Genomic DNA, 18,344 nt, shown 5'->3' with positions numbered 1-18,344 from the left:
ACCAAAGCCGAGTGTCCCGGTCTCGCCGGGGCTGTATACTGGCGCTCTATTTGAGGAGGGCTCCATGGTCGAAGATGTAGAAATCAATCGTCTCTTCTGGCACAGCCGTCGTGGCATGCTTGAGCTGGATGTGTTGTTGGTGCCGTTCACCAAGGAAGTGTACGCGACGCTCGATAAAGTCGATCGCGATCTCTACGTCAGGCTGCTTGAATGCGAAGACCAGGATATGTTCGGCTGGTTCATGGAGCGCTCCGAATCTGAAGATCCGGAACTGCAGCGCATGGTTCGCAAGATTCTGGACCGTGTCCAGCCCAAGTAATCGCTTCGAATGCCGCTGGCAGGCCTCACGCCTGTTGCTGGCGGCGTATCTGCTTGCCCAACTGATTGCGCTGGGCAGCTTGCTTGTGCTGAACCTGCCTTATTCAAGCCTTGGCATCCTGCTATGCCTGGCTCACTGCACCTGGGTGCTGCCGCGCCATATCCTGCTCACTCACCGTTCGTCGATTCGTGGCCTGCGCCGTGACGACGATGGCTGGCAGTTATGGAACGCCGCGTGCGGCTGGCACGCGGTGCAATTGCGTCCCGACAGCCTCGCGTTGCCTCTGATCGTTGTGTTGCGCTACCGGGTGCAGGGTGAGCGGCGAGTGCGTTCGATCTGTGTGCCGCAGGACGCACAGGCCGCCGATGTACACCGGCGCCTGCGGGTGCGCCTGAAGTTCAGCCGCCGTAGGTGGTTGGCACCAGGATAGTGTCGCGGGCTTCGGGCAGCATCTGCGGGTAGTCGAGGGTGTAATGCAGGCCCCGGCTTTCCTTGCGCTCCATGGCCGAGCGAATCATCAGCTCTGCCACTTGCGCCAGGTTGCGTAATTCGATCAGGTCACGGCTGACCTTGTAGTTGCTGTAGAACTCGTCAATTTCATCCAGCAGCAAGCGCACCCGGTGCTGGGCGCGTTGCAGGCGCTTGTTGGTGCGCACGATCCCCACGTAGTCCCACATGAAGCGCCGCAGCTCGTCCCAGTTGTGGGCGATGATCACGTCCTCGTCCGAATCGGTCACCTGGCTGGCATCCCAGCGGGGCAGGGCGGCCGGTACCGGGATGCGCGGCAGTTGTTCAAGGATGTCGGCTGCGGCTGAGCGTGCATACACAAAACATTCGAGCAGTGAATTGCTGGCCATGCGGTTGGCGCCGTGCAGGCCGGTGAAACTGGTTTCGCCGATGGCGTACAGGCCAGGCACATCGGTGCGGCCATGCTGGTCGACCATTACGCCGCCGCAGGTGTAGTGCGCAGCGGGTACCACCGGGATCGGGCCTTTGGTGATGTCGATATTGAAGGTCAGGCAACGTTCATAGACCGTCGGAAAGTGGGTCTTGATGAAGGCTTCGGGCTTATGGCTGATGTCCAGGTATACGCAGTCGATACCCAGGCGCTTCATTTCATGGTCGATGGCGCGGGCAACAATATCGCGCGGTGCCAGCTCGGCGCGAGGGTCGAAGCGCTGCATGAAGCGTTCGCCATTGGGCAGCTTCAGGTGCGCGCCTTCGCCACGCAGGGCTTCGGTGATCAGGAAGCTCTTGGCCTGGGGGTGGTACAGGCAGGTGGGGTGGAACTGGTTGAACTCCAGGTTGGCCACCCGGCAGCCCGAACGCCAGGCCATGGCAATGCCATCGCCACAGGCGCCGTCGGGGTTGCTGGTATAGAGGTAGACCTTGGCCGCGCCGCCCGAGGCAAGAATAGTGAAACGTGCGCCGTAGGTATCGACTTCGCCACTGGCACGGTTGAGCACGTAGGCACCGAGGCAGCGTTCGCCCGCCAGGCCCAGGCGTTTTTCGGTGATCAGGTCGACGGCGACGCGTTGTTCAAGCAATTGAATATTGGGGCGTTGGCGGGCCTGCTCGAGCAGAGTCTTGAAAATGGCCGCGCCGGTGGCGTCGGCAGCATGAATGATTCGACGATGACTGTGGCCGCCTTCCCGGGTCAGGTGGAACTCAAAGCCACCGTCGTCGCTGCCGGCATGTTCATCGCGTGTGAACGGCACACCCTGGTCGATCAGCCATTGGATGGCTTCCCGGCTGTGCTCGACGGTGAAGCGCACCGCCTCTTCATGGCACAGGCCGCCGCCGGCATTGAGGGTATCCTCAACATGGGATTGCACCGTGTCGGTGTCATCCAGCACCGCGGCGACGCCGCCTTGGGCCCAGAATGTCGAGCCGTTGGCCAGGTCGCCTTTGCTCAAGACGGCGATACGCAGGTGGCTGGGCAGGGTCAGCGCAAGGCTCAAGCCGGCCGCGCCGCTGCCGATTACCAGGACATCGTGTTGGAACTGTTGGCTCATTGAATGGATTCCGCAAAAAGCGATCCGAAGGAGCGGCGCAAACAGGACGCCTGGATCGGCGAATCAAAGGGGCACACGGGCCACTAGTATATAGAGGGGGGGAGCGGCACAATAGCCACGCATTCGTGGCATTGTGAGATTATGCTGCGCAGCTTTGGGAAATGGCCGGTTGGCGAGGCGGGAACTTTTTGCATGGGTCCCGACTCAATAGCAGGTTGCCCGAAAGCTGGGAAAACGTTGAGTTTATTGGCCCGTCGGGAGCATTGGACGCGTCACGAAACCGGCGACAAGATTATTCGCGCAGCCGGCGCCGCCCGGGCTGCGTTTTTCGTGTGTGCCAAATCAGTGCATGCCGGAAACTTGCTTGAAGGGGGAGAACTTTTGCGAAAAGCCCGAGTCTATGTTTGCAAGCCTGATCGTTTAGTTATGCAAGCCTCCTTCGAGTACAACGAGGAGTGTTCATGCTAACCCAGGAAGAGGATCAGCAGCTGGTCGAGCGCGTACAACGCGGCGACAAGCGAGCATTTGATCTGCTAGTGCTGAAATACCAGCACAAAATCTCGGGTTGATCGTGCGGTTTGTGCACGACACCCATGAAGCGCAGGACGTTGCACAGGAAGCCTTTATCAAGGCGTACCGTGCACTGGGAAATTTCCGCGGTGATAGTGCGTTTTATACGTGGCTCTACCGCATCGCCATTAATACGGCGAAGAACTATCTGGTGTCTCGCGGCCGCCGCCCACCAGACAGTGATGTCAGTTCAGAAGATGCAGAATTTTACGATGGTGATCACGGCCTCAAAGATCTCGAGTCGCCGGAGCGTGCATTGCTGCGCGACGAGATCGAAGGCACCGTCCATCGCACAATTCAGCAACTGCCAGAAGATTTGCGTACGGCGTTAACTTTACGTGAATTTGATGGTCTGAGTTACGAAGACATTGCGAGCGTCATGCAATGTCCGGTGGGGACTGTAAGGTCACGGATTTTCCGGGCCCGGGAAGCCATCGACAAAGCCTTGCAACCTTTGTTGCAGGAAAACTAAAGACAGCGGCGACAGCCAAGAGAGGAACCGCCATGAGTCGTGATGCCCTGCAGGAATCGCTGTCCGCAGTGATGGATAACGAAGCGGATGAACTGGAACTTCGTCGGGTGCTCAATGCATTTGATGATGCCGAAACCCGTGATACCTGGTCTCGTTACCAAGTCGCTCGGGCGGTGATGCACAAGGATCTTCTAATCCCTCGACTGGATATTGCTGCGGCCGTTTCTGCTGCGCTTGCTGATGAAGCCGTTCCGGCAAAAGCTGCACGGGGTCCATGGCGTAGCCTGGGTCGCCTGGCAGTAGCTGCTTCGGTCACCGTCGCTGTGCTCGCTGGTGTTCGCCTGTACAACCAGGACGAGATTGCTGGCAACGAGTTGGCCCAACAGACTCAGCAACCGGTCATGGCCGGTCCGCAAGTCAAAGGTCCGGCTGTACTGGCAGGCTACAAGGAAAGCTCCGATACCACCGGCCCTATGGCTAATGGTGTGCTTCAAGGGCAATCCGGTTGGCAGGACCAGCGTCTTCCAGGCTACCTGCGTCAACATGCGCAGGAATCGGCTTCGAAAGGCACTGATAGCGCTCTGCCATACGCTCGCGCAGCAAGCCAGGAAAACCGTTGATCCGCTAAGGAGCCCTATGCGCGCCATACCGCTCCTTACGCTTTGGCTCAGTAGTTGGTTTGCACTATCCGCCCATGCCGATGAAGCCCAAGACTGGCTGACTCGACTTGGGCGTGCAGAGCAGCAGCAAAGCTTTGAAGGCACATTTGTCTACGAACGTAATGGTAGTTTTTCTACCCATGACATCTGGCATCGCGTCCAGGATGGTCATGTACGTGAGCGCTTGTTGCAGCTCGATGGCGCTCCCCAGGAAGCCCTTAGGGTAGACGGTCGCACACAATGCGTCAGCGGTGCGCTGGTTTCCGGCCTGGCGAGTTCCTCTGATGCACCTTCGCGTGCACTCGAACCACAAAAACTTACTCAATTCTACGAATTGGCCGTTATCGGTAAATCTCGCGTGGCCGGTCGTAATGCGGTGATCGTGTCGATCAGCCCGCGTGATCAATATCGCTATGGTGTTGAATTACACCTGGATCGTGAAACCGCGCTGCCGCTCAAATCCTTGCTGCTCAATGATCAGGGGCAGTTGTTGGAGCGCTTTCAGTATACGCGCCTGGATACCCGCGCCGTTCCGTCCGACCAGGACTTGCAGCCTGGCCGCGAGTGCTCGCCTGTCGCTGTTTCCTCCCCTAAAGCCTCCGACATGCCTGCCACCCAGGTGTGGCATCTGGATTGGCTGCCGCCTGGCTTCCAACAGATCAGTGCTGTCACGCGCAAAGATACCCAAACCAAATCCACGGTCGATAGCGTGATGTATGGCGATGGGCTCGCGCGTTTCTCCGTGTTTCTGGAGTCAGCAAAAGGTGCGGATCTGAACGAAACCCGTGCCCAGCTTGGGCCAACCGTAGCCGTATCCCGACGTTTGAATACGGTGGAAGGTGAAATGATGGTAACGGTGGTAGGCGAAATCCCTATCGGCACTGCTGAGCGTATCGCCTTATCGGTGCGTAGTGGAAAGGCTGCTGCCAAGCCATGAAATTGTTAATCCTGCGTTCATGCTGATCTTTCAATCTGTGCCCATCTTTGGTTGGGTGCTGAGCGTATGAAATCTCTGGATCAGCATTTTCACTTGCAAAAACTCCCTATGTTTTTTATAGGTCAGGGTTTGATGGCCCTGGCCTTGTTTTGTTCGCGGGACAAAAGTGTCGGTCGCAGTCTCCGGCATTTATTGAACCCTGTCGCTTAACCCTGCTCGTCGTAACGGGAGCTGTATGTCGATACCACGTTTGAAGTCTTACCTATCCATAGTCGCCACAGTGCTGGTGCTGGGTCAGGCCTTGCCTGCGCAAGCAGTCGAACTGCCTGACTTCACCCAATTGGTGGAGCAGGCCTCGCCTGCGGTGGTGAACATCAGTACCACGCAAAAACTGCCGGATCGCAAAGTATCGAACCAGCAGATGCCGGATCTGGAAGGCTTGCCGCCCATGCTGCGCGAGTTCTTCGAGCGCGGCATGCCGCAACCACGCGCCCCTCGTGGCGGCGGTGGTCAGCGCGAAGCCCAGTCGCTGGGTTCCGGCTTCATCATCTCGCCCGACGGCTATATCCTCACCAACAATCACGTGATTGCCGATGCCGACGAGATTCTCGTACGCCTGGCTGATCGCAGTGAACTCAAGGCCAAGCTGATCGGTACCGACCCACGCTCCGACGTGGCGCTGCTGAAAATCGATGGCAAGGACTTGCCGGTCCTCAAGCTCGGTAAATCCCAGGACTTGAAAGCCGGCCAATGGGTGGTAGCCATCGGTTCACCGTTCGGCTTCGACCATACTGTGACCCAGGGCATTGTCAGTGCCATCGGTCGCAGCCTGCCGAATGAAAACTATGTACCGTTCATCCAGACCGACGTGCCGATCAACCCGGGCAATTCCGGTGGTCCGTTGTTCAACCTGGCTGGCGAAGTCGTGGGGATCAACTCGCAGATCTACACGCGCTCCGGCGGTTTCATGGGCGTTTCCTTCGCGATCCCGATCGACGTGGCCATGGACGTTTCCAACCAGTTGAAGAGCGGTGGCAAGGTCAGCCGAGGTTGGTTGGGTGTGGTCATCCAGGAAGTGAACAAGGATCTGGCTGAGTCCTTCGGCCTCGACAAGCCGGCCGGTGCGCTGGTTGCACAGATTCAGGACAATGGCCCTGCAGCCAAGGGGGGGCTGAAAGTCGGCGACGTGATCCTGAGCATGAACGGTCAGCCAATCATCATGTCGGCCGACCTGCCTCATCTGGTCGGCGCGCTCAAGGCTGGCGGCAAAGCCAAGCTGGAAGTGATCCGTGATGGCAAGCGCCAGAACGTTGAGCTGACCGTCGGCGCCATCCCGGAAGAAGGTGCGACCCTGGATGCCCTGGGCAATGCCAAGCCAGGTGCCGAGCGCAGCAGCAACCGCCTGGGTATTGCCGTGGTTGAGCTGACCGCCGAGCAGAAGAAAACCTTCGACCTGCAGAGCGGTGTCGTGATCAAGGAAGTCCAGGACGGCCCGGCCGCCTTGATCGGCCTGCAGCCTGGCGACGTCATCACCCATCTGAACAACCAGGCGATCGACTCCACCAAGGAATTCACCGACATCGCCAAGGCGTTGCCGAAGAATCGTTCGGTGTCGATGCGCGTCCTGCGTCAAGGTCGAGCCAGCTTCATCACCTTCAAGCTGGCGGAGTAATCTACTAGCCCAAAAAAAGCCCCGCTGTCGGTTAACGACAGCGGGGCTTTTTTTTGGCTGATGGGTTTAGCTCATCATGCCTTTGACCAAGCGCTCCTGTTCGATCAGCTCACGCTGGCGGGCATCGATGCGCGAGGACAGTGGGAAATTATTGCCGGCGCGCCGCTTGGCAAAGTCCAACTGCTGGATGGCTTGCTGGAAATCACCCACCAGGGCGAAGTATTCGGCACGAGCCTGGTGCAGGCCGATGATGTTGCCGGACAAGCCGCGGGTCTCGGCGACCTGATACCACACGTCCGGATCGTCCGGCCGGGACTTGAGCAGCCCATCCAGCGCTTTCTCCGCATCAGCGGTGCGGTTCTGCTTAAGCAACAAGTCCACTCGCACCTGATTCAGCGGATAGTTGCTGGGGTACTGGGTGAGCATGCGGTCGGTACGTTGCTGTGCGTCCGGCATGCGGTTGCTGGTGATGTCCAGCTCGATCTGCGCCAGGTTGTAAGTGATGTCGTTGGGCGCCTTGGCCAGCAGCGGTGCCAGGCTCTCCCGTGCTTCCTTGAGTTGGGTGCCCTTGATCTGTGCGATGGCCAGCCCATATCGCGCCACATCGTTCTTGGGGTTCTCGTCCAACTGTGCCTGGAAGCGCTTGGCGGCAAGACCTGGCGTGTCTTCGTACTTCAATTGCACCCTTGCGCGAATCAACTGATAGCGCAGGCTGTCTTCCTTGCCGCCGGGTTTGGCCTGCTCGGCGCGGTTGCGGGTATCGGCGATCCGCGACTCAGTCACCGGGTGAGTCAATAGGAATTCAGGTGGCTTGGCATCGAAGCGGTATTGGCGCATCAGGCGTTCGAACATGGTCGGCATGGAGCGTGGGTCGTAGCCGGCTTTCTCCAGGTTGAGGATGCCAATACGGTCGGCCTCTTGTTCGTTCTGCCGGGAGAATCGGCGTTGTTCCTGGATCGCTGCGGCTTGTGAGCCGGCAATCGCGGCGATACCTGCGTCGCCTGCACCCGCGGCGGCGGCGATGATACCGCCGAGCAGGGCGGCCATCATCGGCAGTTGCATGCGCGACTGCGCCTCCACGCCCCGGGCGAAGTGGCGCTGGGACAAGTGCGCCAGTTCGTGGGCCAGTACCGACGCGTATTCACCTTCGGTCTGGGCATTGAGGAACAAGCCGCCGTTGACCCCGACGATCCCGCCAGGTGCCGCAAAGGCATTGAGTTGGGGGCTGTTGATCAGGATGAATTCCAGGCGCCGGTCATTGACCTGGCTGGTCTCCACCAGCTTGTACACGCTGGTTTCGACGTAATCCTTGAGTTGCGGGTCATTGAGCTGCGAGACCTGGCCGCGCAGGTAGGCCAGCCAGGCGCGGCCCAGTTGGTATTCCTGTTGGGGCGAGACAATGGCAGAACTGGCGTCGCCGAGTGACGGCAGCTCGTCAGCGAAGGCCGGGGAGGCCAGCAGGCAGGCCAGCGTCAGCAGGGTAGGGCGCAAAAAAGTCATGCACAAAGCCTTTCGACAAAGAGCTTACTGTAGCCGGACACTGAGCTTGGGACCAGATATTCTAAGCAGCCCAAATGTTTGCCTGGAGTAACACCATGACCGACGCTGTAGCCTTTGACGCCGAACTCGATGCCTGCGGCCTCAATTGCCCGTTGCCCTTGCTCAAGGCCAAGCTGGAACTCAATCGTATGGCCAGCGGCGCCGTGCTCAAGGTGACCGCTACGGATGCAGGCTCACAGCGTGATTTCAGGACCTTCGCCAGGCTGGCGGGCCATACGCTGCTCCACGAAGAAGAGGCCGCCGGTGTGTACCATTATTGGTTGCGCAAGGCCTGATAGCCTTGCAGGCGCAAGATCAGGCCTTGTTCAGCGCCTGCGCCGCGGCCAGGACCGCATCCACATGTCCCGGTACCTTCACGCCCCGCCATTCCTGACGCAGCACGCCTTCGCTGTCGATCAGGAAGGTGCTGCGATCCACGCCCAGGTATTCCTTGCCGTACAGCTTCTTCAGCTTGATCACATCGAACAGCTGGCAAACCGCCTCGTCTTTATCGCTGATCAGCTCGAAGGGGAATTCCTGCTTGCCCTTGAAGTTTTCGTGGGACTTCACGCTGTCACGCGACACACCAAACACCTCGGTGTTGGCGGCCTTGAACGCTGCGTACTGGTCACGAAAACCCTGGCCTTCGGTGGTGCAGCCCGGGGTGCTGTCCTTCGGGTAGAAGTAGATCACCACTTGCTTGCCCTTGAGGGCCGCGAGGCTGAAAGTCTGGCCGCTGGTGGCCTGGGCTTCGAAATCGGCCACGGGTTTGTCGATGGCTACCGGCATGGGTGTTTCCTTACATTGGGTTCTGTGGGCGCCATGGCTCGATCAAGGCGTCGAGGTTCAGGGCATCGGCGAAGTCCAGAAACTGGTCGCGCAACCAGCTGATCTGCACGCCGGCCGGCAGGGTCACGGTGAACGTGGCGTTGAGCATGGTGCCGCCGGTCTGTGGCGCCTGGTAGGTATCGCAGGTCAGGTTTTCCAGCTCGACGTTGTGGTCGATGAAGAACTGACACAACTCGTTGACGATGTCCGAGCGGTAGGCCGAGCTGACGTACGCCACATAAGGCAGGGCCTGCGGGCGATTTTCCAGGGCGGCGCTGCGCACCACATTGACAGTGAAGTCGTGTTTCTTGGCCAGGCCCGGCAGGCCGGTTTCCAGACGCGCCAAGGCGTCCCAGGAGCCGGAGATCTGCAATACCAGCGCACTGCACTCGCCGTGGCGGGTCAGGCGCGAGGTCACGACGGCGCAGCGGTTCTCATGGCTGGCGCGGCACAGGACGTTGGTCAGCTCCATGGGGTTGGCGCCGAGGGCACTGATAACAAGGAATTGTTCGCGAACTGTGGGGGTGGACATGCAGCCTTCCTAAAGCGATGAGCGGTCGATACCGTGTGGCCGTATCGATCAAAGGATGAAGGGTAGCGAAAACCGTCGCCAAGGGCTAGGAGGTGGCGTTTTCATTGTGTGATCGGTCGGCTTGCGGCAGTGCTTTGGCCCAATGATGGCATTGCCCGACGTTTAGTTGGTCCAGAACGCATCCTCACGCGGTACTTCGCTTGTACAAGCATCTTGGCGCCAGTACCATTACGGCTCTCTTTTTCCGGCAGGAGCGGTTGCATGATTGCGGGCAGTATGGTGGCACTGGTCACACCCATGGATGCACAAGGTCGTCTCGACTGGGATAGCCTGGGCAAACTGGTGGACTTCCACCTGCAAGAGGGCACCAACGCTATCGTGGCGGTCGGCACCACAGGTGAATCGGCCACCCTTGATGTGGAAGAGCACATCCAGGTGATCGAGTTCGTGGTCAAGCGCGTCGCGGGCCGTATCCACGTGATTGCGGGAACGGGCGCCAACTCCACGCGTGAAGCGATCGAGCTGACCCGCAACGCCAAGAAAGCCGGCGCCGACGCTTGCCTGCTGGTCACGCCGTATTACAACAAGCCGACCCAGGAAGGCCTGTACCAGCACTTCAAGACCATCGCCGAAGCGGTCGACATCCCGCAGATCCTCTATAACGTACCGGGTCGCACCGCGTGCGATATGAAGGCCGAGACCGTAATCCGCCTGTCCACCGTGCCGAACATCATCGGCATCAAGGAAGCCACCGGCGACCTGCAGCGCGCCAAGGACATCCTGGCCGGCGTGAGCAGCGACTTCCTGGTGTATTCCGGTGACGACGCCACCGCTGTCGAATTGATCCTGCTGGGCGGCAAGGGCAACATTTCCGTGACCGCCAACGTGGCCCCGCGTGCCATGAGCGACATGTGCGCGGCCGCCATCGCCGGCGATGCCGCGACGGCCCGTGCGATCCACGAGAAGTTGATGCCGCTCAACAAGACACTGTTTATCGAATCCAATCCTATTCCCGTGAAATGGGCGCTGACTGAGATGGGCCTGATGCCGGACGGTATCCGTCTGCCGCTCACCCGGCTCAGCGAAGCCTGTCACGAACCGCTGCGACAGGCCCTGCGCCAGTCCGGCGTCCTGGTTTAATTGAGGAAGCACTACGCATGAAGCGATTGGCCGGACTTTCCGCACTTGCCTTGATTATCTCCAGCACCAGTGGCTGCGGTTGGGTATGGGGCCCGGAAGGCTACTTCCGTGACCGCGGCAGCGATTACCTGGAAGCGCAAGCAACCAAACCGATGCAACTGCCGCCTGACGTCAATGTCGCCAAGCGCCTTGACCCGTTGCTGCCGATTCCGCGCAACGTAGCCGACGACACCGTCAAGGGCGAGTACGTGGTACCGCGTCCACAGCCGATTACCGCAGTGGCGGATGCCAGCGACTACAGCCTGCAGAAAAGCGGCGACAACCGCTGGATCGTGGCCCAGCGCCCACCCGCCGAAGTCTGGCCGGTGGCGGTGCAGTTCTTCCAGGACAACGGTTTTCGCATCGACCAGCAACGCCCGCAGACCGGTGAGTTCACCACGGCGTGGCAGCAAGGTCGCGAGCTGTCCGCGAACATGGCCCAGCGCCTGTTGGCTGGCGGTGTAGCCGCCGACAGCGAAGCCCGTGTGCGGGTACGCATCGAGCCAGGCGTGCAGCGCAATACCAGTGAAGTCTATGTGGTCAGCGCCGAGCGTCCTGCCGGCAGCACTGCCAATGTTGATTTCACCCCGCGTTCGGTCAACACCGGCGTCGATGCCGCGCTGGTCGACGAGATGCTCGCCAGCATGAGCCGTATCTCCGAGAAGGGCGGTTCCGTTTCCCTGCTCGCCGCCCGTGACTACGACACGCCTAACCGCGTCAGCCTCACCGAAGACGGCAGCGGTAACGTGGTGCTGAACTTGGGTGAAGACCTCGACCGTGCCTGGGCCAGTGTTGGCCGTGCATTGGAGCAGGGCCCTTGGCGCGTTGAAGACATCAACCGCAGCCTGGGCCTGTACTACATCAACGTGGCTGAAAAGGCGGAGAAGAAAGACGACGAGCCAGGTTTCTTCGGCAAACTGTTCGGCAGCACGCCGACCAAGGAAGAGGTCGAAACCCGCGCCGAGCGTTACCAGGTTCGTTTGAGCAAGGTTGGCGAAAGCGTGCAAGTCACCGTCGAGAAGAACATCAACACCGTCGCGCCGGCTGAAACAGCGCGCAAAGTGTTGGGCGTGATTCAAGACAACCTGGGCTGATCCGGTGCGTTTTGCCGTTCTCGGCAGCGGTAGCCAAGGGAACGGTACGCTGGTCGCCCATGACGACACGTATGTGCTGGTCGATTGTGGTTTCTCCCTGCGGGAAACCGAGCGGCGCCTGCTGCGCCTGGGGGTTCACCCCGCGCAGCTGAGCGCAATTGTGGTGACCCACGAACATGCCGACCATGTGCATGGCGTGGGTTTGCTGTCTCGGCGCTACAATCTTCCGGTGTACTTGAGTCGTGGCACGCTGCGCGGGATGCGCAAACCCATTGAACCCGCAGGCTTCCTGGCTGGTGGCGAGCAACTGCAAGTCGGTGCCCTGAGCATCGATGTCATTGCGGTCGCTCACGATGCCCTGGAGCCGACGCAGTACGTATTCAGTGGCGGTCAGCGGCGTTTCGGCGTGCTGACCGACCTGGGTTCCTACTGCGCCAAGGTGCTGGACGGTTACCGGGACCTCGATGCCTTGATGATCGAATCCAATCACTGCCGAGACCTGCTGGCGCGCGGTCATTACCCCTACTTCCTCAAGCAGCGGGTGGGTGGCGAGCTGGGACATCTGAACAACCACCAGGCGGCGTACCTGGTGTATGAGTTGGGCTGGCAAGACCTGCAACACCTGGTCCTGGCCCATCTGAGCAGCAAGAACAACCTGCCGACGCTTGCCCGGCAATGCTTTGTCGACACCCTTGGGTGCGACCCGGACTGGCTGCAACTGGCCGATCAAGATTCAGGGCTCGACTGGCGACACATCGCCTAGCCCACCTTACTCAAAGCGGAGCCCATCATGGAAAAACGTGAAGAACTCTACCGCGGCAAAGCCAAGTCGGTGTACAAGACCGACGACGCCAACCGCCTGATCCTGCTGTTTCGCAACGACACCTCGGCGTTCGACGGCAAGCGCATCGAACAGCTTGATCGCAAAGGCATGGTGAACAACAAGTTCAACGCCTTTATCATGCAGAAACTCGAAGCGGCCGGCATCCCGACCCAATTCGACAAACTGCTGGGCGACAACGAGTGCCTGGTCAAGAAGCTCGACATGATCCCGGTGGAATGCGTCGTGCGTAACTACGCCGCCGGCAGCCTGGTCAAGCGCCTGGGTGTGGAAGAGGGCCTCAAGCTCAACCCTTATACGTTCGAGCTGTTCTTGAAGGACGACGCCAAGGGCGACCCGTTCATCAACGAATCCCACGTCGTGGCCTTCGGCTGGGGTACCGCTGAACAACTGGCGCGCATGAAGGAGTTGTCCCTTAAGGTCAACGATGTGCTGACCAAGCTGTTCGACGACGCAGGCCTGTTGCTGGTGGATTTCAAGCTGGAATTCGGCGTGTTCCACGACGGCTCCATCGTCTTGGGCGACGAATTCAGCCCGGACGGTTGCCGCCTGTGGGACAAGGACACCAAGAAGAAGATGGACAAAGACCGCTTCCGCCAAGGCCTCGGTGATGTGATCGAAGCCTACGAAGAAGTCGCCAAGCGCCTTGGTGTACCGCTGTAATCGACGCAAGCATCTGATAGCACGGAAAAAAATCACCTTTGGGGTTTGCTTCCGCGAAACACACTGTTATGATGCGCGCCGTTGGAGAGATGCCAGAGTGGCCGAATGGGACGGATTCGAAATCCGTTGTACCTTCACCGGTACCTAGGGTTCGAATCCCTATCTCTCCGCCATTACATAGAGAAAGCCCCGTAGCTGAATAAGCTGCGGGGCTTTTTCGTTTCCAGCCTTTATCTACGACTGCTTCAGTGATTTTTTCCAGTCCTGCCTAGCGCTGATCAAGGCGCTCAGACGCTTTGCGATAAGCCTGATCTCGTTCACGTTTATCAATAGCGACCACGAACACGGTCACTTCCTGATCTATCACTTGATAGACCAGCCTGTACCCGCTACTACGCAGTTTGATCTTGTAGCAGTCAGGCAGGCCATGTAGGCGGTTAGCCTCAATACGTGGGTTGTTCAGGATTTCCATCAGCTTCTTCTTGAGTTGCTGACGGAGGGTGTCGCCGAGTTTCTGCCATTCCTTCAATGCACGCGCATCAAAATCAAGGCTATAGGTCATCCAAAGAAACCCTCACGCGTTGAGGCGACGCAAGGCGCTCACGTACGGTCGCCATCAAGGCTTCATCCTCTTCAGTCATGAGGACAGGCTTAAATGGCAACTGGCCGCGTTCGGCAACATATTGCAACGCCTGACGTATCAGTTCTGAAGGGGTGACACCGAGTTTCTCCAACTCAAGGTAGGCGCGAGCTTTCAGGTCGTCATCGATACGGATGTTGATAGATGCCAAGGGATAGCTCCTTGTGTAATGACGTTGGTCATTACATTGGGGCAATCGGGTTTCATTGGCAAGTCTGTCTGGACATACGGCAGTCGCTCTCATCTGTTGATCCTACTTCTTGGCCGTCGGCTTTGCCGGGCGCTTTTTATCGGTTTCCTTCACTGTTTCCCTTGGTCTTTTCTTCGCCTCTTGCTCGGTTACGTATTCACCTGTGACCGCATCGCGATATCTCGTTGGCATTTCAGAACCCTTGACAGTATGTCGCCACGGCGGCGAGCTTTTTGAGACTAGCTCGCAGGCTTATGCACACAAGGTTCCCGGTGGGGATTCTGGTTACCAAGCTTTTCCGAAACAGGTGCTTACGTTGTTCCGGTTCGACAGTTTTCCAGCAGGGTTGCGTTGGCTGGGGCAGGGCGCTAACCTTTCGCCGTCGCCCTCATGGCGACCGGTTTTGACAGGCCGAATAACGTGCGATCTCTGTGCATCCCCAAACTTGGTTTCAGGCGTTTGTCTGTGTCCATTTGTTATGGCGGCTGTGCGTGGGGCATCTTCGGGTGCGCCGGGTTTCCACGTTTCCGGTCTGTCAACCCGCGTACAGCTGCCACCCAATCCTGTTTGACAGCGGGGAGTGGTAGCTTCTTTTCATAACGTGGAGTTACATCATGAAGAAGAGCACCGCTGATTCTACCGAAGGGCATGCACGGAAAATCTTTTGTGTAGCCGATGATGTCGGCACCGAAGAAGCCCTCACCAACGCCACCGAAATCCTCTCATCCGCCCTTCAAACTGCCTACCAATGCGCCGAAGATCCAGACAGCACGCAGTCGCCCGTGATCATGGCCCTGGCTCAATTGATCGAAAACGCGCAAATACTGGTGGATGCCGTCCTCGAGCGTGATTTTCCCACGGCCAAATAAATACCTGCTCGCTGAAACGAAAAAAGCCTGCTGAACTCAGCGCTCAGCAGGCTTTTTTGCGAAATGCAGTCCGGTCAGGCGGGCTGTGCCACCAGGTTATTACTGACCTTGCGCCCCAACACCAGCACCGTCACAAACCCACACCCCACCAGTACCGTGGCCAGGCTCAACAACACCGAGCTGCCCAGTTGGTCGACAATGCGCCCGCCAAAGAACGAACCCAAGGCAATGATCACTTGAAACAGCGCCACGAACAGTGGCATGCCGCGCTCTACATCCTTGGGCGCCACCACAAACATCCAGATACTGGCGCAGGCGGGGAAGGCGCCGAAGGCGAAGCCCCAGAGTGCAATCAGCATCGAGGCGCCGGACAGCCCGGTGGCGAAGTAGGGAAACAGTGCGGTGCTGGTGCCGATCATCAGTGCCACCAGCAACAGGGTGTGACGCACACTTCGGTTGGCGGCGAAACCGGCAAAAACATTACCCATTACCCCGGCTACGCCATAAAGCAGCAGCAACGAGCCAATCGTCGGGCCGTCAAAGCCGGAGCTGTTTTTGAAGAACGGCGCGACATAGGTATACGCAGCAAAGTGCGCCAGGCCGATCAGCAATACCGCGATCAAGCCGACTCGCGCCTGTGGGTTGATAAACAATGCTGGCAAGTCACGGATCTCAATGGCCTTTTCCGGGGTCAGTCGCGGCAGCAGGAAAATCTGCGCCAGCAGCACCGGAATACCCACCAACGCCGTGACCAGGAAGGTCATGCGCCAGCCCATCAGGCCGCTGAGCCATGTACCCACCGGCACGCCCAAGACGGTGGCCAGGGTCACCCCCATCATGATGATCGAGGTGGCTTTCGCAACCCCAACGCCTTTGGGCGCCAGCCGCCCGCTGAGGGCAATGGCCGTGGCCCAGAAGCCGCCGATGCTGATGCCGAGCAATACGCGGCCGAACAGCAGCAGGCTGAAATCGGTGGCAAAGGCCACCACCGAGTTGGCGATGATCATCACCAGTGTCAGGCCAATCAACAGGTAACGACGGTCCATGGCGCCAATGCTGACCGACAGAAACGGCGCGGCAAGGGCGGCCATGATGCCGGGCAATGTCACCATCAATCCGGCGTGGCCGGCGCTGATGCCCAAATCGCTGGCGACGTCGTTGAGTACGCCCACCGGCAGGAATTCACTGGTCACCAGGGCGAAGGCGCCAACGGCGACCGAAAGAATCGCCAGCCACTGCTGTTTGACGCTTTGTTGATTATGTTCGGGAAGCCCGCTAGGGGCCTGGCTCGCGCTTGGCATGGGATTGGGTTCCGGGAGGAATGTCGCCTGAAGCCAGGCGGGGAGGGAATTTGGAGCGATTATAGGAATCAGTGGCGGCAATCGTTCAGACGCTCGTTTCGATAGTAATCATCAGTGCTATCGATGTGAGATTTTAAAAAGCCTTAAATCTGCCGCACAAACGAAAAAGCCCGGCGCTGAGTCAGCTCCGAGCTTTTCCGGTTATGACGATGGTTAAGGCGCAGCGGTGGAGTCTTATTTTAGCTAGCCAACGCATTCAGTACATGGACTGGGTCATTATGGATAGCTTTCAACAATGCCTTTGCTGGTCCGGTAGGTTCACGACGACCCTGCTCCCAGTTACGTAATGTGCCAAGTTGCACATCAATCAGCGCTGCGAATTTAGCCTGGGTCAGCCCTGTCGCCTTGCGGATCTCTTTGACTCGCATTGAATCAACATGGAATTCACGAGAAGGTTCGCGTTCTCCGCGCAGGATCTCGTTCATCTCTTGAACGCTTTCCATCAGTTCATTAAAAAATCTGCTCATAGCTATCTCCAGTGCTCAATCGCAGCCTTCAGTGACTTGCGCTCGTCGGCAGTCAAGTCCTGCTGTTCATTTTTGGGATAGATCATCAGTAGAACAATCTGTGATGCCGAGACGAAGTGGTAATAGATCACCCGCGCCCCGCCTCGTTTGCCATGGCCCTTGGCTGCTACTCGTATCTTGCGAACTCCACCCGTACCCTCGATTACATCGCCAGCAGAAGGGTTGACTACCAACACGTTCTGAAGAGCCGTGTAGGCATCCTCGTCGATCAATTCTTTAACGCGACGGGTGAAGACTGACGTCTCTATGAAAATCATCGCTAATGTACGCCATTGGCTTAGTTGACTGCAATCCTAGCCGTGCGTGCTTCGACGTGCATCCAGTGAGTTGTAACTGCTTTTTGACACGCAGAATGTGGCCAATTATACGTCGGCCAACCGCCCCAAAAGACACTCAATAAACACCCCCTCCGCCCGGCTCATCTTCTGCTCCCGGTTCCACAGCAGATGAATATCCACATCCGCAATCCCCTCATCCGGCGGCAACCGCCACAGCAGCCCGTTCTTCACATCGTCCGCCACCACATGAATGGGCAAACACCCCAAGCCAAACCCGGCAATCACCAAACGCCGCACTTCTTCCAGGCTGGAAGATGACGCCACGATCCGCCCACCGAACCCTTGCTGATCACGGAAAATCGTCAGCGGCGAGAGCATTCCGCCAATCTGGTCGCTGGTAAAACTCACGAAGTTTTCCGACTGCAAATCCCCCTCGGCCAGGTTTGTGCGCCCGAACAATGGGTGATGTTTTCCGCAAAAGAACGCGTAGCGCTGACGCAGAAACAGGTGCTGTTCCAGGCGCGGCTGAGGCCGACGATTGAGGCTCAACCCCAGGGTCGCGGTTTTTTCCAGCAAGGCGGCGACGATGTCGGAGCTGCGCATCACTTCGACTTCCAGATCGACCCGCGGATGTTCGCGATGAAAGCTGGCGAGAAAGTCATCGAAAGTGTCGGAATTAATCCGGCTGATCATCAGCAAGCGCACTTTGCCGATCACTTCATCGCCGGGCTTTTGCAGGGCGTTGCTCATTTGCGAAACCTGGCCGTACATTTCGCCGGCAATCGCGAAAATCTGTTCACCTGCCTCGGTGAGCACGAAGCGCGGGCCGCGACGCACGATGAGCTGGCAATCCAGCTGTTCCTCCAGGCGCTTGAGCGCCTGGCTGATGGCCGGTTGCGTCAGGTGCAGGCGCGCGGCGGCGCGGCTGATGCTCAGTTCCTGGCCGATCACGCGGAAGGTGCGCAGCAGGTTCCAGTCCAGGCGGTCGTTGAGCAGTGGATGAATATCGCGACGGGATTCGGGCATGGCATCGCTCGATAATAAGCAGGATTTATAATCAAGATAATAAATAGAAAATTGACTAATCATAGCCTGGGGCCGAAAAATCGGGCTCAACAAGCGCCATCAGAGCGCACCGGTTCGACCTTCTCCTGCCAAA

21 protein-coding genes, 1 tRNA gene and 1 pseudogene are annotated in these 18,344 nt (G+C 58.6%); 13 read left to right on the top strand and 10 right to left on the bottom strand.

The window, feature by feature from the left end:
* Positions 1 to 64: 64 nt before the first annotated feature.
* Together BLU48_RS18015 and BLU48_RS18010 are read left to right on the top strand one after the other, a co-directional pair.
* On the top strand, positions 65 to 319 hold the full coding sequence (locus BLU48_RS18015) for an FAD assembly factor SdhE (RefSeq protein ID WP_043046387.1): 255 nt from the start codon (positions 65 to 67) through the stop codon (positions 317 to 319).
* Positions 303 to 749 (top strand): protein YgfX, encoded by a 447-nt coding sequence (locus BLU48_RS18010; RefSeq protein ID WP_057022028.1) that lies wholly within the window; start codon positions 303 to 305, stop codon positions 747 to 749. The genes BLU48_RS18015 and BLU48_RS18010 overlap by 17 nt, the downstream gene beginning before the upstream one ends.
* On the opposite strand, the gene nadB is transcribed toward BLU48_RS18010, so the two are convergent.
* Positions 718 to 2,334 (bottom strand): L-aspartate oxidase, encoded by a 1,617-nt coding sequence (gene nadB / locus BLU48_RS18005; protein ID WP_043046390.1) that lies wholly within the window; start codon positions 2,332 to 2,334, stop codon positions 718 to 720. The two genes, BLU48_RS18010 and nadB, sit on opposite strands and share 32 nt — an antisense overlap.
* 461 nt (positions 2,335 to 2,795) lie before the next feature.
* Between nadB and rpoE the strand changes: the two are divergent.
* From rpoE to BLU48_RS17985, 4 genes and pseudogenes are all read left to right on the top strand, one after another.
* A pseudogene (rpoE, locus tag BLU48_RS18000) lies at positions 2,796 to 3,376 on the top strand (RNA polymerase sigma factor RpoE).
* A 32-nt stretch (positions 3,377 to 3,408) separates the two neighbouring features.
* Positions 3,409 to 3,996, top strand: coding sequence for a sigma-E factor negative regulatory protein (locus BLU48_RS17995; protein WP_046071417.1), 588 nt, complete (start codon positions 3,409 to 3,411; stop codon positions 3,994 to 3,996).
* Between the two features lie 16 nt (positions 3,997 to 4,012).
* Positions 4,013 to 4,972: a MucB/RseB C-terminal domain-containing protein gene (locus tag BLU48_RS17990; RefSeq protein WP_057022029.1), complete on the top strand. Its 960-nt coding sequence runs from the start codon at positions 4,013 to 4,015 to the stop codon at positions 4,970 to 4,972.
* 235 nt (positions 4,973 to 5,207) lie between these two features.
* Entirely contained in the window at positions 5,208 to 6,644 is a 1,437-nt protein-coding gene (locus BLU48_RS17985) for a DegQ family serine endoprotease (RefSeq protein ID WP_057011938.1), read from the top strand.
* A gap of 66 nt (positions 6,645 to 6,710) precedes the next feature.
* Here BLU48_RS17985 and BLU48_RS17980 read toward each other — a convergent pair whose 3' ends face one another.
* A complete protein-coding gene (locus BLU48_RS17980; RefSeq protein ID WP_046071419.1) occupies positions 6,711 to 8,144 on the bottom strand; it encodes a M48 family metalloprotease in 1,434 nt (477 codons plus the stop codon).
* A 95-nt stretch (positions 8,145 to 8,239) separates the two neighbouring features.
* Between BLU48_RS17980 and BLU48_RS17975 the strand changes: the two genes are divergently transcribed.
* Positions 8,240 to 8,479: a sulfurtransferase TusA family protein gene (locus tag BLU48_RS17975; protein ID WP_057011937.1), complete on the top strand. Its 240-nt coding sequence runs from the start codon at positions 8,240 to 8,242 to the stop codon at positions 8,477 to 8,479.
* A 19-nt stretch (positions 8,480 to 8,498) separates the two neighbouring features.
* On the opposite strand, the gene BLU48_RS17970 is transcribed toward BLU48_RS17975, so the two are convergent.
* Both BLU48_RS17970 and BLU48_RS17965 read right to left on the bottom strand, forming a co-directional pair.
* On the bottom strand, positions 8,499 to 8,972 hold the full coding sequence (locus tag BLU48_RS17970) for a peroxiredoxin (protein ID WP_043046400.1): 474 nt from the start codon (positions 8,970 to 8,972) through the stop codon (positions 8,499 to 8,501).
* A gap of 10 nt (positions 8,973 to 8,982) precedes the next feature.
* Positions 8,983 to 9,543, bottom strand: a complete 561-nt coding sequence (locus tag BLU48_RS17965) for a glycine cleavage system transcriptional repressor (protein WP_003189463.1) — start codon at positions 9,541 to 9,543, stop codon at positions 8,983 to 8,985.
* Positions 9,544 to 9,804: 261 nt separating this feature from the next.
* Between BLU48_RS17965 and dapA the strand changes: the two genes are divergently transcribed.
* The 5 genes from dapA (at position 9,805) to BLU48_RS17940 (ending at position 13,493) form a co-directional block, all read left to right on the top strand.
* A complete protein-coding gene (gene dapA, locus BLU48_RS17960) occupies positions 9,805 to 10,683 on the top strand; it encodes a 4-hydroxy-tetrahydrodipicolinate synthase (protein ID WP_046071422.1) in 879 nt (292 codons plus the stop codon).
* A gap of 17 nt (positions 10,684 to 10,700) precedes the next feature.
* On the top strand, positions 10,701 to 11,816 hold the full coding sequence (bamC, locus tag BLU48_RS17955; RefSeq protein ID WP_057022030.1) for an outer membrane protein assembly factor BamC: 1,116 nt from the start codon (positions 10,701 to 10,703) through the stop codon (positions 11,814 to 11,816).
* Between the two features lie 4 nt (positions 11,817 to 11,820).
* A complete protein-coding gene (locus tag BLU48_RS17950) occupies positions 11,821 to 12,579 on the top strand; it encodes an MBL fold metallo-hydrolase (RefSeq protein ID WP_056847351.1) in 759 nt (252 codons plus the stop codon).
* A 27-nt stretch (positions 12,580 to 12,606) separates the two neighbouring features.
* Positions 12,607 to 13,320: a phosphoribosylaminoimidazolesuccinocarboxamide synthase gene (purC, locus tag BLU48_RS17945; RefSeq protein ID WP_057022031.1), complete on the top strand. Its 714-nt coding sequence runs from the start codon at positions 12,607 to 12,609 to the stop codon at positions 13,318 to 13,320.
* Between the two features lie 83 nt (positions 13,321 to 13,403).
* Positions 13,404 to 13,493 (top strand) — tRNA-Ser (locus BLU48_RS17940).
* Positions 13,494 to 13,588: 95 nt separating this feature from the next.
* Here BLU48_RS17940 and BLU48_RS17935 read toward each other — a convergent pair.
* Both BLU48_RS17935 and BLU48_RS17930 read right to left on the bottom strand, forming a co-directional pair.
* Positions 13,589 to 13,882 carry a type II toxin-antitoxin system RelE family toxin gene (locus tag BLU48_RS17935; protein ID WP_057022032.1) on the bottom strand — a complete coding sequence of 98 codons (294 nt, stop codon included), beginning with the start codon at positions 13,880 to 13,882 and terminating at the stop codon, positions 13,589 to 13,591.
* Positions 13,872 to 14,111 (bottom strand): type II toxin-antitoxin system RelB/DinJ family antitoxin, encoded by a 240-nt coding sequence (locus tag BLU48_RS17930; protein ID WP_014717442.1) that lies wholly within the window; start codon positions 14,109 to 14,111, stop codon positions 13,872 to 13,874. The genes BLU48_RS17935 and BLU48_RS17930 overlap by 11 nt, the downstream gene beginning before the upstream one ends.
* A 653-nt stretch (positions 14,112 to 14,764) precedes the next feature.
* Here BLU48_RS17930 and BLU48_RS17920 point away from each other — a divergent pair.
* Entirely contained in the window at positions 14,765 to 15,019 is a 255-nt protein-coding gene (locus BLU48_RS17920) for a DUF6124 family protein (protein ID WP_057022033.1), read from the top strand.
* 74 nt (positions 15,020 to 15,093) lie between these two features.
* Here the strand turns inward: BLU48_RS17920 and BLU48_RS17915 are convergent, their stop codons facing one another.
* The 4 genes from BLU48_RS17915 to BLU48_RS17900 form a co-directional block, all read right to left on the bottom strand.
* Complete coding sequence (locus tag BLU48_RS17915; protein WP_057022034.1) at positions 15,094 to 16,320, bottom strand: MFS transporter; 1,227 nt, start codon at positions 16,318 to 16,320, stop codon at positions 15,094 to 15,096.
* A 239-nt stretch (positions 16,321 to 16,559) separates the two neighbouring features.
* On the bottom strand, positions 16,560 to 16,847 hold the full coding sequence (nadS, locus tag BLU48_RS17910; RefSeq protein ID WP_057022035.1) for a NadS family protein: 288 nt from the start codon (positions 16,845 to 16,847) through the stop codon (positions 16,560 to 16,562).
* A 2-nt stretch (positions 16,848 to 16,849) separates the two neighbouring features.
* The gene (locus BLU48_RS17905; RefSeq protein ID WP_057022036.1) at positions 16,850 to 17,164 is read right to left on the bottom strand and encodes a type II toxin-antitoxin system RelE/ParE family toxin; all 315 of its coding nucleotides are present in this window, start codon (positions 17,162 to 17,164) and stop codon (positions 16,850 to 16,852) included.
* A 105-nt stretch (positions 17,165 to 17,269) separates the two neighbouring features.
* The gene (locus BLU48_RS17900) at positions 17,270 to 18,211 is read right to left on the bottom strand and encodes a LysR family transcriptional regulator (RefSeq protein ID WP_057022037.1); all 942 of its coding nucleotides are present in this window, start codon (positions 18,209 to 18,211) and stop codon (positions 17,270 to 17,272) included.
* Between the last annotated feature and the right edge of the window lie 133 nt (positions 18,212 to 18,344).

Origin of the sequence: Pseudomonas synxantha (assembly GCF_900105675.1) — a bacterium.
Classification (GTDB): domain Bacteria; phylum Pseudomonadota; class Gammaproteobacteria; order Pseudomonadales; family Pseudomonadaceae; genus Aquipseudomonas; species Aquipseudomonas synxantha.
Note: the sequence above shows the minus strand (reverse complement) of the source record. Positions and strands in the feature narration are given on the sequence as shown.